Origin of the sequence: Cellulomonas fimi (assembly GCF_012952065.1) — a bacterium.
In the GTDB taxonomy this organism is placed as follows: Bacteria; Actinomycetota; Actinomycetes; order Actinomycetales; family Cellulomonadaceae; genus Pengzhenrongella; species Pengzhenrongella fimi_A.
In genome coordinates this window covers 158,774-172,402 of record NZ_JABCJJ010000006.1, presented here as the reverse complement: position 1 = coordinate 172,402, position 13,629 = coordinate 158,774, and the positions used below count along the sequence as shown (strand labels likewise).

General features: G+C 72.9%; 14 protein-coding genes. 7 read left to right on the top strand and 7 right to left on the bottom strand.

All coding sequences use genetic code 11. The features are described 5' to 3' along the window. From HIR71_RS06215 to HIR71_RS06205, 3 genes are all read left to right on the top strand, one after another. Positions 1–1,106: hypothetical protein (locus tag HIR71_RS06215; protein ID WP_211373840.1), on the top strand; the 1,106-nt coding region annotated here is incomplete at its 5' end. Further along, on the top strand, positions 1,103–1,552 hold the full coding sequence (locus tag HIR71_RS06210) for a hypothetical protein (protein ID WP_169324177.1): 450 nt from the start codon (positions 1,103–1,105) through the stop codon (positions 1,550–1,552). The genes HIR71_RS06215 and HIR71_RS06210, both read left to right, overlap by 4 nt. An 84-nt stretch (positions 1,553–1,636) precedes the next feature. Then, positions 1,637–2,545, top strand: coding sequence for a hypothetical protein (locus tag HIR71_RS06205; protein ID WP_211373862.1), 909 nt, complete (start codon positions 1,637–1,639; stop codon positions 2,543–2,545). Positions 2,546–2,605: 60 nt separating this feature from the next. Here the strand turns inward: HIR71_RS06205 and HIR71_RS06200 are convergent, their stop codons facing one another. Both HIR71_RS06200 and HIR71_RS06195 read right to left on the bottom strand, forming a co-directional pair. Next, positions 2,606–2,758, bottom strand: a complete 153-nt coding sequence (locus HIR71_RS06200) for a hypothetical protein (protein ID WP_169324175.1) — start codon at positions 2,756–2,758, stop codon at positions 2,606–2,608. A 308-nt stretch (positions 2,759–3,066) separates the two neighbouring features. Next, positions 3,067–3,582: an RDD family protein gene (locus HIR71_RS06195; protein ID WP_249051602.1), complete on the bottom strand. Its 516-nt coding sequence runs from the start codon at positions 3,580–3,582 to the stop codon at positions 3,067–3,069. Positions 3,583–3,730: 148 nt separating this feature from the next. Between HIR71_RS06195 and HIR71_RS06190 the strand changes: the two genes are divergently transcribed. After that, positions 3,731–4,414: an alpha/beta fold hydrolase gene (locus HIR71_RS06190; protein WP_311836131.1), complete on the top strand. Its 684-nt coding sequence runs from the start codon at positions 3,731–3,733 to the stop codon at positions 4,412–4,414. Between the two features lie 80 nt (positions 4,415–4,494). Next, positions 4,495–5,565, top strand: a complete 1,071-nt coding sequence (gene ligD, locus HIR71_RS06185; protein WP_169324172.1) for a non-homologous end-joining DNA ligase — start codon at positions 4,495–4,497, stop codon at positions 5,563–5,565. Positions 5,566–6,038: 473 nt separating this feature from the next. Here ligD and HIR71_RS17385 read toward each other — a convergent pair whose 3' ends face one another. Beyond that, positions 6,039–7,670, bottom strand: coding sequence for a M15 family metallopeptidase (locus HIR71_RS17385; protein WP_169324171.1), 1,632 nt, complete (start codon positions 7,668–7,670; stop codon positions 6,039–6,041). Between the two features lie 4 nt (positions 7,671–7,674). Between HIR71_RS17385 and HIR71_RS17380 the strand changes: the two genes are divergently transcribed. Then, positions 7,675–8,163 carry a GIN domain-containing protein gene (locus HIR71_RS17380; protein WP_311836130.1) on the top strand — a complete coding sequence of 163 codons (489 nt, stop codon included), beginning with the start codon at positions 7,675–7,677 and terminating at the stop codon, positions 8,161–8,163. A 27-nt stretch (positions 8,164–8,190) separates the two neighbouring features. Here HIR71_RS17380 and HIR71_RS06170 read toward each other — a convergent pair whose 3' ends face one another. Further along, a complete protein-coding gene (locus HIR71_RS06170; protein ID WP_169324169.1) occupies positions 8,191–9,813 on the bottom strand; it encodes a DUF4153 domain-containing protein in 1,623 nt (540 codons plus the stop codon). 397 nt (positions 9,814–10,210) lie between these two features. Between HIR71_RS06170 and HIR71_RS06165 the strand changes: the two genes are divergently transcribed. Next, a complete protein-coding gene (locus HIR71_RS06165; protein ID WP_169324168.1) occupies positions 10,211–10,642 on the top strand; it encodes a hypothetical protein in 432 nt (143 codons plus the stop codon). A 3-nt stretch (positions 10,643–10,645) separates the two neighbouring features. Here HIR71_RS06165 and HIR71_RS06160 read toward each other — a convergent pair whose 3' ends face one another. The 3 genes from HIR71_RS06160 to HIR71_RS06150 form a co-directional block, all read right to left on the bottom strand. After that, positions 10,646–11,485 carry a Fic family protein gene (locus tag HIR71_RS06160; protein WP_211373839.1) on the bottom strand — a complete coding sequence of 280 codons (840 nt, stop codon included), beginning with the start codon at positions 11,483–11,485 and terminating at the stop codon, positions 10,646–10,648. 3 nt (positions 11,486–11,488) lie between these two features. After that, on the bottom strand, positions 11,489–12,199 hold the full coding sequence (locus tag HIR71_RS06155) for a helix-turn-helix domain-containing protein (RefSeq protein WP_169324167.1): 711 nt from the start codon (positions 12,197–12,199) through the stop codon (positions 11,489–11,491). Positions 12,200–12,332: 133 nt separating this feature from the next. Further along, positions 12,333–13,577, bottom strand: coding sequence for an AGE family epimerase/isomerase (locus tag HIR71_RS06150; RefSeq protein WP_169324166.1), 1,245 nt, complete (start codon positions 13,575–13,577; stop codon positions 12,333–12,335). Positions 13,578–13,629 lie beyond the last annotated feature (52 nt).

Sequence of the window (13,629 nt, the reverse complement as noted above, 5' to 3'; positions counted from 1 at the left end):
AGGCGCCCGCACCGGTGCGCGTGCCCGAGCCCGCAACCGTGGGCGGCGGCACCGGCGGCGGCCAGGGCCCGGGCGGGCTCGGACACGGCGCGGACGACCTGGTCAACCCCGGCGGGGTGACGCCGGGCACCCCGGATACCGACGGGGTGGATATACCACCGAGGGCTCCTGGCACCGCTGACGAGCCTCCTCTGGGCGACGGACCTAGCGTCGGTGAGCCGGACGGCGAACCGGGTCGTGTCGCCATCGACGCCGATGGCCAGCCGCACCTGATCAACACCCGTGACGACCTGATCGCACAGCAACCGAACTTCGAGGACGCCCTCGCTCGAGAGCTCGACGAGCGGGAGGTGACCGTCGAGGCGTTCACGAAACTGGTACGGACACCACTCCACCAGCTCGACCCAGGAGACATCGACCTCCTGCTTGACGTCCGTCACGCCATGCCAGCTGTTCTGGCGGATGACGTCCTGCAAAAGCTTCTGCAGCCGGAGGACGCGCGCGCGATTCTGGGGGACGAACTGTTCCTCGAGTTGGGTGGGCAGGCCCTCGTTGACTTCCTCGAAGGTTCCAAGGGAAACGTCAGCCGCACTCTCGACGGCTTCGTCGCTCGGGCGGCGGACGTCATGGGCCTCGACACGACCAGCTTGTTCGACAAGCTGGTCCTCGGCTATTCCCCCAGCACCTTTCGCGCGGGCGACCCGATGTTCGGAATCCGCTTCCGCGCAGGTGATGCCGGAGACGCGTTCTCTTCCCTGGCAGTCCCGGACGATGTTCTCAAGGCCTTGCGCGAACTGCCGCTCGAAATTCGCCACCTGGATGAAGGTGTTCGTTCGGACGCAATTCGCTCGTGGTTCACCGATAGCCACCCAGATCTCGCCCAGTGGGCAGATAGGGCGCTCGACGAAACCAATTTGTTTCGCGGCAATGGATTCGGTGGATCGAAAGCTGACTTCGCTCCTGAGTTTCGTTTCGAATCGATATTCAGGATGCCCGAAGGCGCCGAGCTGTGGCGAATCGGCCCCGAGGGCGACCAGCAGTTGGCCGCGGTCTTCCACGCCCGGGAGTGGCGACTCGTCGCTGAACAGCCGGGTGTCGCCCCATGATGGCCGGCGAGTATGCACAGGTCAGCGGCGCAACCTACGAGGCATCGTTCGCGGAAAGTGGGCCAGTCCGGCTATTCGCGCAACCGACCGTGAACTCGCCGGTCGGATTCGAGTTGGATCGTTGGGGCCGTTTGACGAGGTTGGTCGAGCGCAATGAGGTCTCCCGGCTCTTTCGCGTCGAGACGACCGCCCGTTGGCGCGGCTGGAGGATCTTGGTGGAGAGGGTTCTCGACGATGGGCGGCGAGCAGACATCTACGTCGACGGCTACGACCAAAGGCCTCCCACAGGGCAGCCGCCGAGAGCAGAAGACGCCATCTGGGTGACCGACCGAACTCCTCCACACGATCTCGGCCTCAGGCAGGTCGAGAACAACGTGTGGCGGGGGACTGTACCGATCGATGAGCTCGTCGACGTCCGCGAAGTTTTCGTCGAGATTCCCGTGTGATCCGGCTCTACGTCCCACACGCCCGTGCGTATCCGACACCATGACCATGCCCGCAACCACCCGAGGAGCACCCGCGTGACCATCATGCAGAAGGCCGTCACCCCGCCGATGTCGCAGGCGTACCTGCAGGGCGGTTTCGACCGGCTCGCCGGGTTCGTCGTCCGGGCCGAGGACGTGGCGTTCGCGACGACCCCGGCCGCGTTGTTCGAGGTGCACGGGCTCGGCTTCCCCGGGTCGACGTTCACGCCCGACGCGCCGTACGTCGACATCCTGCGCTTCCCCGCGACGCCGCAGCTGCGGTTCGAGAACGCGACCGGCGGCGTCGACCAGGAGACCCGGCAGCTCACCGGTGGCCCCTTCGTGGACCGGCCCCCGTTCACGGGCACCGGCTTCGTCGCCGTCCAGGGCGCCGTCGTGCCGCTCTACTGGTTGGTGCACTCGCGCGTGCCTGCGGGCACCGAGCTGGTCAGGGTCGCGGCCGACGGCTCCCAGAGCGTCCTGGCCCGGCACGTCGACGTGGGTCACGGCTGGCAGTCCGACGTCGTGTCGGTCACCCACTCGCCGAGCCCGCAGATCTCCCGCTTCGTGGGTCCGATGGCGAAGTGGTCCGAGACCTACCTCAACGCCGACGTGCTGGGCGACGACGTCGTCGTGGTCGCCGAGGTCGAGCCGCCGGCGCAGCTCGGGTTCGAGCGGACCGAGGCCGGGCGTTGGCGCCGCGTGGTCCCGCGCGCGGAGGTGACGGAGCTGTTCGAGCTCAACGTGACGGCCCGGTGGAACGGGCTCGAGATGCGCGTCGTCGACCAGTGGACGGAGCGAGGCGGCGCGACGGTCTCGCGCGTCTCGTACACGGGCCACAACGCGGACCTGGCCGAGGGCCTGCGGCTCGAGAAGATCGACGCCGGGGTCTACGAGGCGACGGTGCCGACCGGCAACCTCTCGGACGTCGTCACCGCGCAGCTGATCCCGTCGTCGTGGGCCGCGAGCGTCTGACCGACGCTGCCCGTCCCACGAGGCGCATGCATGTCCGCGCCCGCGACGGGACCGCGGATCTCAGTGCCAGTCGTGCCACGTCAGGACGAGGCCCACGACCACGGGATAGCGGGCCAAAGCAGCGAGATCGGTGGCGTCCGCGAGCGCTCGCGCGAGCCCGGGTCCGTCGGGGACGTACTGCGCGGGGTAGGCGGGTAGGGACCAGTTCGGCACCCGTCCGTTCGGCTCGAGCTGGTAGCCGTACCTGTACGGCGCCGTGCTTCCCGCCGGACGTGGGCGGCCACGAGGGATGAACGCGGTCGGCTCCCAGCGACACACGTGGTTCCGTCCGGCCGGACCACGGCCACGGGTGGGTCAGGGCGGGCTGCCCGACACGACCCGAGAACGTGCGGTCACCGAGCACGAGCGCGTCTCCGCGCCTGCGTCGCCTCCGAGGGCCGGAAGTCGTGACCGGCCGGGCGGCCGGTGAGTCGTCGGTCACTCGGACATCGTGCCTGACCACTGGCAGCCGGTTGTGCAGGTCAGCGTTCGCGGACGACCACCGTGCTGACGACCTTGTCCGCGAACGTCTGGTTCCTGGGGTCCCACAGCGGCCACAGGTAACCGAGCGAGCCGGGCCAGTCGAGCACGTGGGCGAAGTCACGTCCGATCGTGCGGCCCACCCCCGGCACCTGACCGGACGTCGCATCCGCCAGGCGCAGGCCCAGCGCCTGCTTGCCCACCGACCGCCCGGTCCGGCCCTGCCGGATCCACCGGTTCCACACCCAGATGCCCGCCTGGATCGCCAGCGCGGCCAGCATGACCCAGTCGCCGGCGGTGCTGGTCATGATCGACGGCTCACCGAAGATGTCGACCCCCCGGTCCGCGGTGAACCAGGCGAACGGGCCCGCGACGAGCCACGGCAGCAGGGCCACCAGGTGGTCGAGCAGCATGGCACCCACGCGCTGGAGCCAGCTCGCGAGCTCGGCCTGCCGTGACGGCGGCGCGCCGACATCCAGCCGGAGTGACGCGTACTGCTGTCCGGGATCGTGGGCCATCTGTGCTCGCTGCTCCTCGTCGGTCCGCTCGTGCCGCCACCGAGTGTGCCAGCCGCCCGCCGGACCGTCCGCCAGTGATCCGTCCGTCGGGCACCGCGCCGCTCGCGGCGTATCCTTGGCGTCCGCCCTCCGAGAAGAGCCTCTCTCCGTGATCTCTCCCGCCCCCGTCGTGTTCGTCCACGGCGTCCGTACGTCGTCGGCCATCTGGGCCGAGCAGATCGCCGCCCTGGCCCGGCACGGTCACGAGACCTACGCGCTCGACCTGCCCGGCCACGGCTCGCGGTCCGGCGAGACGTTCACGCTCGCCGCCGCACTCCAGACCATCGACGAGGCGGTCCGCCGGTTCCCGGTCCCGCCGCTGCTCGTCGGTCTGTCGCTCGGCGGCTACGCGTCGCTCGCGTACGCGGCGCGGCACGAGGGCACCATCGCCGGCGTCGTGCTGGCCGGCTGCTCGACCGAGATCCGCGGCAAGCCCGTCGGCGCGTACCGCACGCTCGCCCACCACGTCTCCCGGACGCTGCGCCCCACGGGGGGCACGTGGCACGTGGTCACCGACATGCTCGCGGCGATGAAGGGGCACTCGTCGCTCGCCGACCTGCGCCGTCTCCTCGTGCCGGTGTGGCTCGTGAACGGTCGCCGCGACATCCTCCGGCTCGAGGAGCGGCGCTACCTCGCCGCCCGGCCAGGCATCCGCCTGACCGTGGTGCCCCGCGCCGGGCACGACGTGAACAGCCACAACCCGATCGCGTTCAACCGGATCCTGCTCGACGTGATGCACGAACTGCGCGTCGCTGCGGGGACCCTCACGGCGCCCCTGCACGCGCACGCCTGAGCGCCGCCTCGCCGATCCGGCGCTGTCGACCCGGGCGGTGAATCGCCCCGTCCGGGCGGCCGCCTGGTTACCGTGAGCCCATGGCGGCATCCAGGACTCCGGCGGTCGAGCTCGAGGTCGGCGGCCGCACGGTGCGCGTGACCAGCCCCGACCGCGTCGTGTTCCCCGAGCGCGGCCTGACGAAGCTCGACGTCGTGCAGTACTTCGTCGCGGTCGGCGACGGCATCCTCGGGGCGCTCCGCGAGCGGCCCACGACCCTCGAGCGCTGGCCCAAGGGAGTCTTCGAGGGGGCCAAGCTCGCCACCCGGACCGACTCGACGGGTGACGCGTTCTACCAGAAGCGGGTCCCGAAGGGCGCTCCGGACTACGTCGAGACGTCGACCATCGCGTTCCCCTCGGGCCGCACGGCGGACGAGGTGTGCCCCACGGAGCTCGCCGTCGTGGCCTGGGCCGCGAACATGGGCACGCTGACCTTCCACCCCTGGCCGGTGACCCGCGACGACGTGGAGTCGCCCGACCAGCTCCGGATCGACCTCGACCCCCAGCCGGGCACCGACTACGACGACGCGGCCCGGGTCGCGCCGCACGTGCGCGCGCTGCTGCACGACCTGGGGATGGAGGGGCAGCCCAAGACGTCGGGCGGCCGCGGGCTGCACATCTTCGTCCCGATCCAGCCGCGCTGGACCTTCACGCAGGCGCGCCGCGCGACGATCGCGCTCGGCCGGGAGATCGAGCGCCGCCTGCCGGAGCAGGTCACGATCAAGTGGTGGAAGGAGGAGCGCGGCCGGAAGATCTTCATCGACTACAACCAGATGGCCCGCGACCGCACCATCGCGTCGGCCTACTCGATCCGCTCCAACCCGCGTGCCACCGTGTCGGCGCCGCTGCGCTGGGACGAGGTGCCCGACGTCGCGCCCGACGACTTCGACGTGACCACGATGCCGGCGCGCTTCGCCGAGGTCGGCGACCTGTTCGCCCCGCTGGTCGCCGGCGCACCCGAGGCCTACTCGATCGAGCCGCTGCTCGAGCTCGCCGACAAGGACGAGCGCGACAACGGCGCCGGCGACCTGCCGTACCCGCCCGAGTACCCGAAGATGCCCGGCGAGCCCAAGCGGGTGCAGCCGAGCAAGGACAGGGACCGGCCGCGCTGAGGTTCCGGACGCGATCGTCGGCGGATCGGGGAGCACGACCGGGATCGAGGTGCCACCCGAGATCGGACGCCACGACACCGGAGACGCGGCGGAGCCGGGTCGAGAAGGCGGTCACGATGCTCGCCGGGGGCCGCACGTGACGCCTGCCGCGCGAGAGAGCCGCCCACGCAGAAGGCGGCGGGAGCCGAAGCTCCCGCCGCCTTCCTCCTGCGTGTCGCGCCGATGGACGCCTCTCGGCGCGTGGCCGCTCGTAGCGGCTGAGTGTGAAGCCCGGGGGTCTTGCACCGACGCGACACCAGACAGTAACTCGCCGGAGCGCCCCGGTCATCCCCTGCGGGAGCGAAATCTTCGGTGACGGCCACCACACGTCGCTCGGTGCGGAGCATGGTGCTGCTGTGGCAGGAGCGAACCGTACGGCTCGCCACCGGCCACTCGAGCACCTTCCGTCACCTGCGCCGCGCGGAAGGACGGGCTCAGAGCTTGCCGAACTCGAAGTGCCACGGCTCGAGCGGTCCGGTACCGCCCGGACCCATGTAGGGCGGGTGGTACCAGCCGAACGCGGGACCGTTCTCCTTCATCCAGCGGTACGACGGGTTGGTGAACTGGCCGACGCCGCCGAAGTTCCCGAAGTCGACCGCGAGCCCGCGACCGTGGTTGGAGCGGCCTGGCTGGCTCGCGAGCCCGCCCTTGAGCGACTTCACCGCGACCTGCTGGTCGAGCGAGCGGTACGTGCTCGTGATCTGCAGGCTGCTGCCGAAGGCCGCCCGGTACGCGGTGTTGAGCGCCTCGAGCGCCTGGGCCGCGTCGCAGCGCAGCTGCACGTTGCGCTGGAACGAGACGCCGCAGAGCAGCTCGACCGGGATCTGTCCGTTGGGCGCCTTGGTGGCGAGCGACGCCTTGCGGGACTGCGACTGGGCGGCGGCGCTCGCCGCTGCCTCGGCGGCGGCACGCGCCTCGGCCGCTGCTGCCGCGGCTGCGAGGTTCGCCTCCGCGGTCGCCTGCACCTGCGCCGAGAGGTCGGCGACCAGCTGGGCCGCCCCGACGATCTGAGCGCTCGTGCCGAGATCGAGCTCGGTGAGCTGGATCGCGAGCTGCTCGGAGGTGACCACGGGGACCTCGGCGACGGCCGGAACGGTGCCTGCGGGCTGCTCCGCAGTCGAGGCCGCCGGGGTCGTCGGGCCGGTCGTCGTGCCGGCAGCCGGAGGTGGCGTGAACTCGCCCGACACCGCGCGCTGGCTGCGCGCCGCGGGGCGGTCGGCACGCGCCTCGAGGGTCGAGGACCCGGGCGCCAGGGCGGTGACCGGCTCGGACGCGAGGTCGACGGTCGGCACCGCGGACGGCGAGGTGGCCGGCACGGCGTCGGTCGGCGTCGTGGGCGCGCCCTGCGCCGGCGAGGCGAGTGCCGCGGCCTGGACCACGGGGTCCGGCGCGGCCTCGATCATCGCGGTGAGCGTCGCCCGCGCCTGGTCCAGCGGCGTCAGCGCCTCCGGCCCCGCTGCCGGCCCCGCGGTCGCCGCGACGGCCTCGGCCTCGGCGACGACGGCGCGTGCGACCGCGAGCGCCTCGGTCCGCTTGACCGCGGCGTAGGAGACCGCCTTCCCCTGGAGCCGGGCGGCCTGCGTCCGGGTCGCCCGCGCGAGCGTGGCGTTCTCGACCAGCGCCGCGTCCTCCGCGGCTGCCACGGCGGCGCGCGAGGCCGCGGCCTGGGCCGCGACCTGCCGGGCGACGTGTCCGTCGTTGACCACCTCCGCGACACCACCGCCCAGGAGGGCGGCCGTCAGCGTCATCGCGGCGACCGTCCGCACGGACGCCGGCACGGTGGCTGTGGTCGCGGCGCGCAGCGAGCTCGTCACTGCCGCCGGGACGGCGACACGCGGGACCGCGAGCCGGTCGCTCGTCAGGGCCTGCGAGACCGTCCGGAGCGCGGCGGACCGCAGGGAGACGGCGAGGTCGCGCGACGTCGGGGCGAGGTCCGACGCCGAGAGCCAGAGACGGGACGCGAGCAGCCGCAGGGCCGGGGGAAGGACACCCGCGGCCGCCGCCGGGACGCTGCGCCGGCGCGCTCGCGCCTCGGCCTCCCTCAGCTCGCGCCGGGTCACCGGCACCTGCGTGCACTCCATCGGTAGGCCGCGTCTCCCGTCGTACGCCACCGCGCGGCGTCGAGGGGCGCGCACGCGGGCAGGGCGGGCGGCGTCGGTTGGGACGTGCCCTGCACCCGTCCAGTCGGCGCGGTGGGTCGCGGACTGTAGGGATCGGGAGGGTGCAATCGGACGTCACACGCGGGCGGCGTGCCGCGGCGTCATCCGAACGGCCCAGTCCGCCGCGGAGCTCGTGGTCGAGGTGGCCGGTTCGGGCGACGTGATGGTGAGCGGCACCGCCGAGAGCCAGTCGGTGCGCGTCGAGGGGTCGGGCACGTACGAGGGCTCGGGGCTGACGAGCCGGGACGCCGAGGTCGCGGTCGCGGGGTCCGGCGGTGCCCGGGTCGACGTCAGCGGGTCGCTCGGCGCGGTCGTCGAGGGCTCGGGCTCGATCCGGCACCTGGGTGGCGCCCGGGTGACGAGCCACGTCTCCGGGTCCGGTGACATCGAGGAGGACTGACCGCTGTGGCCCGACGGGAGGCGGGCGTCAGCGGCGGATCGCTCTGGGGCCACCGGCGGCCTCGGCGCAGGAGCCCCTGGTCTCCACGAGCTCCGCACCGGTCAGGACGGTGGTCGCACGGTCGCGGCCGAGGTTCCACTCGATCGGGCCCGTCGGCGCGTCGACCCGGGCGCGCGCGAGCAGGCACGAGCGCAGCGGCTCGTCGAGCGCGTCCATCGCGGGGACGGCGTCGGCCGAGAGGTCCTGGAGGTAGAGCACGTCGGTCCCGGCGGCACTGAGGTCCGCCGTCGCGTTGTGGCGGACGATCTGCGCATCCGGGTTGAGGAGCGCCAGCCCCAGCATCGCGACGGCGACCACCTGCACGACGGCGCGCGGCAGCCAGCCGCTGCGCCACCGCACCCCGGCGACCATGACCAGCACGAGCACCGCGGCCAGGACGAGCTCGACCACCACGGCGAACACCCGCAGCCGGGTGAGCCCGAACGCGTCGACGTAGAGGTCCATGCGGCGCAGCGCGGACGCGACCACGCCGAGCGTCCCGACGCACAGCAGGCCGAGCGCGATCCGCGTGAGCAGGCGGTCGCGCCCGGTCTCGCGCGGCGCCCGGCGGGCGGCGACCGCGACGACGACGAGCGTGAGCGCCGTCGCCGCGAGGAGCTGCGCGAACCCCTGCCGCGCGTACTCCGCGTAGGTCAGGCCCGCCGTCTCGAGCACGTACCGGTGGCCGCCGAGCAGAGCACCCACCTGGACGAGCACGAACGCGAGCACCAGCGCGTCGAGCGCGAGCACCGGGAGCAGCCACTCGCCGCGCTTCGCGGGCCGGCCGGGCGCCAGCGCGATCCCGGTCCAGCGCGGCGGCGCCAGCGCGAGGTGCGCCATCGCCGCCGCCGCGAGCGCGACCAGCACACCGACGACGACGCGCGCCGGCAGCAGGTCGAGCTCGATCTCGAACCGGGGCAGGTAGCTCGCGAAGACCTGGTCGGCGCTCGCGAAGAGCAGCCCGAACACGACGAGCAGCGCGACGGTCACGAGGACGCTGCGGGCGGCCCCGAGGAGGCGGCTCCGCTGCGTCCCGAGCAGCGTGCCGAGCTGCTGCCCCGCCGCGCCGCGGAACCAGGGGAGCACCCGGAGCACCCCCGCCGCGCCGGCCACCGGGCTCAGCACGACCGCCGGGGCCGAGCGCGCCGACGTGACCGCGACCGCGGCCACCACGACCGCGGTGAGCACGCTCAGCGCCGCGACCCACTCGGCGTCGCGGACCGCGACCATCGCGACCAGCGCGATCGAGAGGGCCGCCGTCACGGCGTCGCTCACGGACCGGCGGCGGACCAGCACGGGCAGGGCAGCCGCCCACACCAGCAGACCGAGGACCGCCAGCCCGAGCCCTGCCCGGTGACCGACGAGCACCGCCCCGCCCACGACGCCGGCCGCCAACGCGCCCACCAGGACGGGCAGCGGCACGGGCCCCTGCCGGGCCGACCAGAACTCGCGCAGCGCGAGGGCCACGGGACCCGCGGGACGCGGCGCGGGGAGCCGCGGGTACGCCGCACGCACGACGGCCGGGGGTGCAGGCGGCGGGGACACGACGCCGGAGCCGGGCTCAGGCGTCGGGCGCGGTGACGAGGGCGGTGACGCAGCGACGTCGGGCATGGGCGCAACGTTAGGGCTCGCTCGCGGTCGTGGCGGCGACCCGGTCGGCAGGTCCGGTGCAGGTTTCTGTGCGCAGGCGTGGGGGTTCGGTGGACCAGGCCCGCTGCGAATTCGGCCATCCGGCCCCGCGAGGCACGCCGCGATCGCTACGCTTCCCAGCACCACACCGTCGAGGTAGAGGTGCACCACCGTGGAGACGCGTCGTCGTCCTCGTCGTCGTGGTGTGGCGTGAGATCTGGCGCCGGCGTGCGCCGAAGCCGCAGTGGGACCGCGACGAGCAGCGACGCATCCCGCACCCGGGCCACGTACGCGAGACGTACGACGGCCGGCCGTTCAGCAGTCCCCCGATCGACCGGACGGGGCACATGGGCGGAAGCGGCGGATTCGGCGGCGGCGGGTGACCGCCGCACGCGGCGAGCCCGTCGTCCGCAACGGGTCGCGATGGCAGCGGTCGCTGCTGGTCGTCGCGACCTACGGGGCAGCCGTGGTGTTCTGGGTCCAGACCGGCCACCAGATCGCCCTGACCGCCCTGCTGATCATCGGAGCGCTCAACCAGACCGCATGGTGGACGTTCGAGCGGTGGTACCGGCGCCGACCGCCACGCGACCGCGCAGGCTCAGGGCCGCGTGACGACCAGGTGTGGCGGGCTCCCGACCGTCGTGCCCGACCAGGTCCGCCTGCCGCGCGGCCGGTGGACCCGAGCGACTGGCGCGGCCGATCGGCTGGTTCGTTCGCCGCCGGCTCGTCAGGAGCCGTGTGGTTCGCGGGCGGCGACGGCGGAGGGTTCGACGCGGGCGGTGGCGGTGGTGATGGTGGAGGTGGGTGCTGACGCTCAGTCGAGCGTGCACGTGCCGAGGAACGCGATGAGCTCCGTGGCGTCATCGGTCGTGAACATCCGGTCGAGCGCGACGTTGAACTCGAGCTTGCGGGCCGCGGGAACCGACACGGGGTCGTACCCACCGGCCATCAGGTGTCCCGTCATCATCAGCCGCGCCGTCCGCTTGTTCCCGTCGAAGTAGAACTGGGACCGGGTCGCGGCCGCGAAGTACACCAACGCTGCCAGTCGAACATCCGGTACCCGGTCCAGGTAGGCGATCAGGTCCTGGTGGCGGGCCAGGAGCTCCACGCCGCCTTCACCCGCCTCGGCACCCGCGACCACCGACCCGTCCGACAGGCGCACGTGACCGCCGCCGGTCGTTGCCCCTTCCCCACGGAACCGGCCCGCGTCCAAGGCCTCATGGCGGGCCAGGATCGCGTGCAGGTGGTCCGAGGTCCTTTTGTCCAGACGGAAGGTACCGTCGGCGAGCACCTGGTCCAGGTGGGAGTACGCCTCGGACAGTGCCAGGATCTGCCGTTCGTCATCCACCGGCTTCCCGGCGACCGTCACCCCTTCGAGCAGGGTCCGGACCTCCGGCAGGGTGTACGTGTTGCCTTCAAGGGCGGCCGCGTTCCAGACCAGCTCCGGCAGATGGCCCCGGAACCGGGCCCGCGCCCGGTCCAGACCTGACGTGCGGATCGCGGTCACGTCGACCTTGGTGTCGTCCCAGGTGACCTGCGTCAGGGCGCGCCGGCCGTCGTCGCGGGCGGCACGGCTCACGGACGGTTCAGGTGCGGCAGGCCGAGCCCGCTTGCGGTACTGGTCGGACCCGACGGCCCACCGGCTCTCAGGCATCGTTCACCACCGCCGGGCTTCGTCGAACGCCGCGGACTGCAGGGCCGGTTCGAGACCGAACGCGTCCAGCAGCATCTGGATCGGGGCGACGTACCGGAGGGGGCCATCACGCCAGGAGTCCTGGAAGACCGCCGGGTGAGCGCCGGCGACGATGACGGTCGCGACCGTCGGGGAGGTGGCCTTGCGGAGCGCCTCGCCCAGGAGCCGGGCTGCGACGTCGGGCCGCTCGGACCACAGCACGATCGTGCCCTCGACCCCCAGTGGCGGAGCGCCGGAGATCGCCCACGCACCGCCGGCACCTTCCCCGGCTGACGCGACCCGCAGGAGCGGGACCGGCCCGGTCAGGTGGAACGCCCCGGGCCGGTGGGTCAGGCTCGCGGCCTGGCCCGCGGCACGGGTGACCTCGACAGGGTCCTGACCGGCCTGCCGGGTGAGGCGGTCGACCCACGAGTCGGCTCCCGCCTGGTCGTGCGGTCCGTACCCGGCTTCGAGCATGAATCGGGCGGCTTCTGCGGCGGCGGGGTCGGACACGGGTCGGGTGTGGAGGTCGATGTCGAGCCCGCAGGCGATCGCGAGCTCGCGCAGGGTCCGCAGCGAAGGGGCGGTCTCGCCGGCTTCGATGCGCAGCACGGTGGAACGGGCAAGGCCCGCCCGCTCTGCGACCTGCGACCTCGTGAGGCCGGACGCTGCCACCCACTCCGCGATCTGTTGCATACGCGCAACAGTATCGCGTGGCGTTGCGTGCATGCAACAGATCGAGAGATCAGGGCTGAGGTGGACTGGACCTCTGCGCGAGCGACTGCTCCGCACGTCACATCGAGCGCGCAGACCGAGCAGCCGGACGTGGTCAGGCGTCGGTGTCGAGCATGCCCTCCGCCAGCGCGGCCGACAGCGCCGGGCTCACGGGCAGCCGCGGGACAAGGGTGGCCTGGAGAGCGTGGTAGACGTCGGGCTTCCCGGACCAGGTCTTGGCGCTCGGGCCGTTGGTGGGGCTGAGCTCGTGGATCCAGGCGCCGGGGCGCTCGATGTGGTGCGCGGCGGCGTGGTCCCACCAGGTGCGGTACCAGTCGTCGTAGCCGGTCTCGCTGGTCACGCGGTGCAACGCCGCGGCCGCGGCGATCGCCTCGGTGAGGACCCAGTGCATCCGCTCGCGCACCACCGGGACGCCGTCGAGGTCGACCGTGTAGACGAAGCCGTCCGCGCCGTCCACGGCCCATCCCTCGGCCGCACCCGCGGCGAAGAGCTGCCGGGCACCGTCGAGCATCCAGTCCGCCGGCGCGCGGCCGCGCCGGGTCAGGGCGTCACGTGCCTGCAGGGTCAGCCGGGCCCACTCGAACCAGTGCCCGACGGTGGCGCCGTACGGCCGGAACGGGTGCGCCGGCTCGTCCTCGTTGTACTCCGGCAGCGGCGCCCAGTCCGCGGTGAAGTGCTCGGGGATGCGCCACGACGCGGCACGGGCGAAGCCGTCGACGACCCGCTCGATGATGAGCACGGCCATGTCGAGCCAGACGTCGTCGTCGGTCACGTCGGCGGTGGCCAGGTAGGCCTCGACCGTGTGCATGTTGGCGTTGACGCCGCGGTAGTCCTCGGCCTCGGAAAAGGCGCGGTCCCAGCCCTCGACGACCATGCCCTCGTCCTCGCGCCAGAAGTGCTCGAGGGACACGGCCTTGGCGCGGGCGAGGAGCCGGTCGGCGCCGGGCCTGCCGGCCGCCGTCGCCGACGACGTGGCGAGCAGGACGAAGGCGTGCGGGTAGGCCTCCTTGCGGTCCGCCGTCGGGCCGTCCGGGCCGACGGCAGCGAACCAGCCCCCGTGCTCGGCGTCGGCGAAGACGTCGGTCAGGGCACGCAGGCCGTGGTCGACGAGCGGGGCGCAGCCGGGGCGGCCGAGCAGCGCGCCGAGCGCGAAGACGTGGGTCATCCGGCAGGTGATCCACAGCTCGGACGGGCGGGCGGGGTCCACCCGCCCGTCCGCGTCGAGGTAGCCGAAACCCTGCTCGGTGCGCGAGCCGCGGGCGAAGTCGAGCAGGGCGTCGGTCTCCTGCTCGAGCCAGCGGGCATGCGCGGGCGTGCCCAGCCAGGTCGGCGTCGTCATGGGTCCTCCGGGTCGGTCGGCCGTCGCATCGTCAGGGGCGTCCCGGTTGAGC

Excerpts from the sequence above, each read along its gene's own strand:
- HIR71_RS06205 (WP_211373862.1), top strand. The coding sequence starts at position 1,637 with ATGCAGAAGGCCGTCACCCCGCCGATGTCGCAGGCGTACCTGCAGGGC.
- HIR71_RS06155 (WP_169324167.1), bottom strand. The coding sequence starts at position 12,199 with ATGCAACAGATCGCGGAGTGGGTGGCAGCGTCCGGCCTCACGAGGTCG.
- HIR71_RS06195 (WP_249051602.1), bottom strand. The coding sequence starts at position 3,582 with ATGGCCCACGATCCCGGACAGCAGTACGCGTCACTCCGGCTGGATGTC.
- HIR71_RS06150 (WP_169324166.1), bottom strand. The coding sequence starts at position 13,577 with ATGACGACGCCGACCTGGCTGGGCACGCCCGCGCATGCCCGCTGGCTC.
- HIR71_RS06170 (WP_169324169.1), bottom strand. The coding sequence starts at position 9,813 with ATGCCCGACGTCGCTGCGTCACCGCCCTCGTCACCGCGCCCGACGCCT.
- HIR71_RS06160 (WP_211373839.1), bottom strand. The coding sequence starts at position 11,485 with ATGCCTGAGAGCCGGTGGGCCGTCGGGTCCGACCAGTACCGCAAGCGG.
- HIR71_RS06210 (WP_169324177.1), top strand. The coding sequence starts at position 1,103 with ATGATGGCCGGCGAGTATGCACAGGTCAGCGGCGCAACCTACGAGGCA.
- ligD (WP_169324172.1), top strand. The coding sequence starts at position 4,495 with ATGGCGGCATCCAGGACTCCGGCGGTCGAGCTCGAGGTCGGCGGCCGC.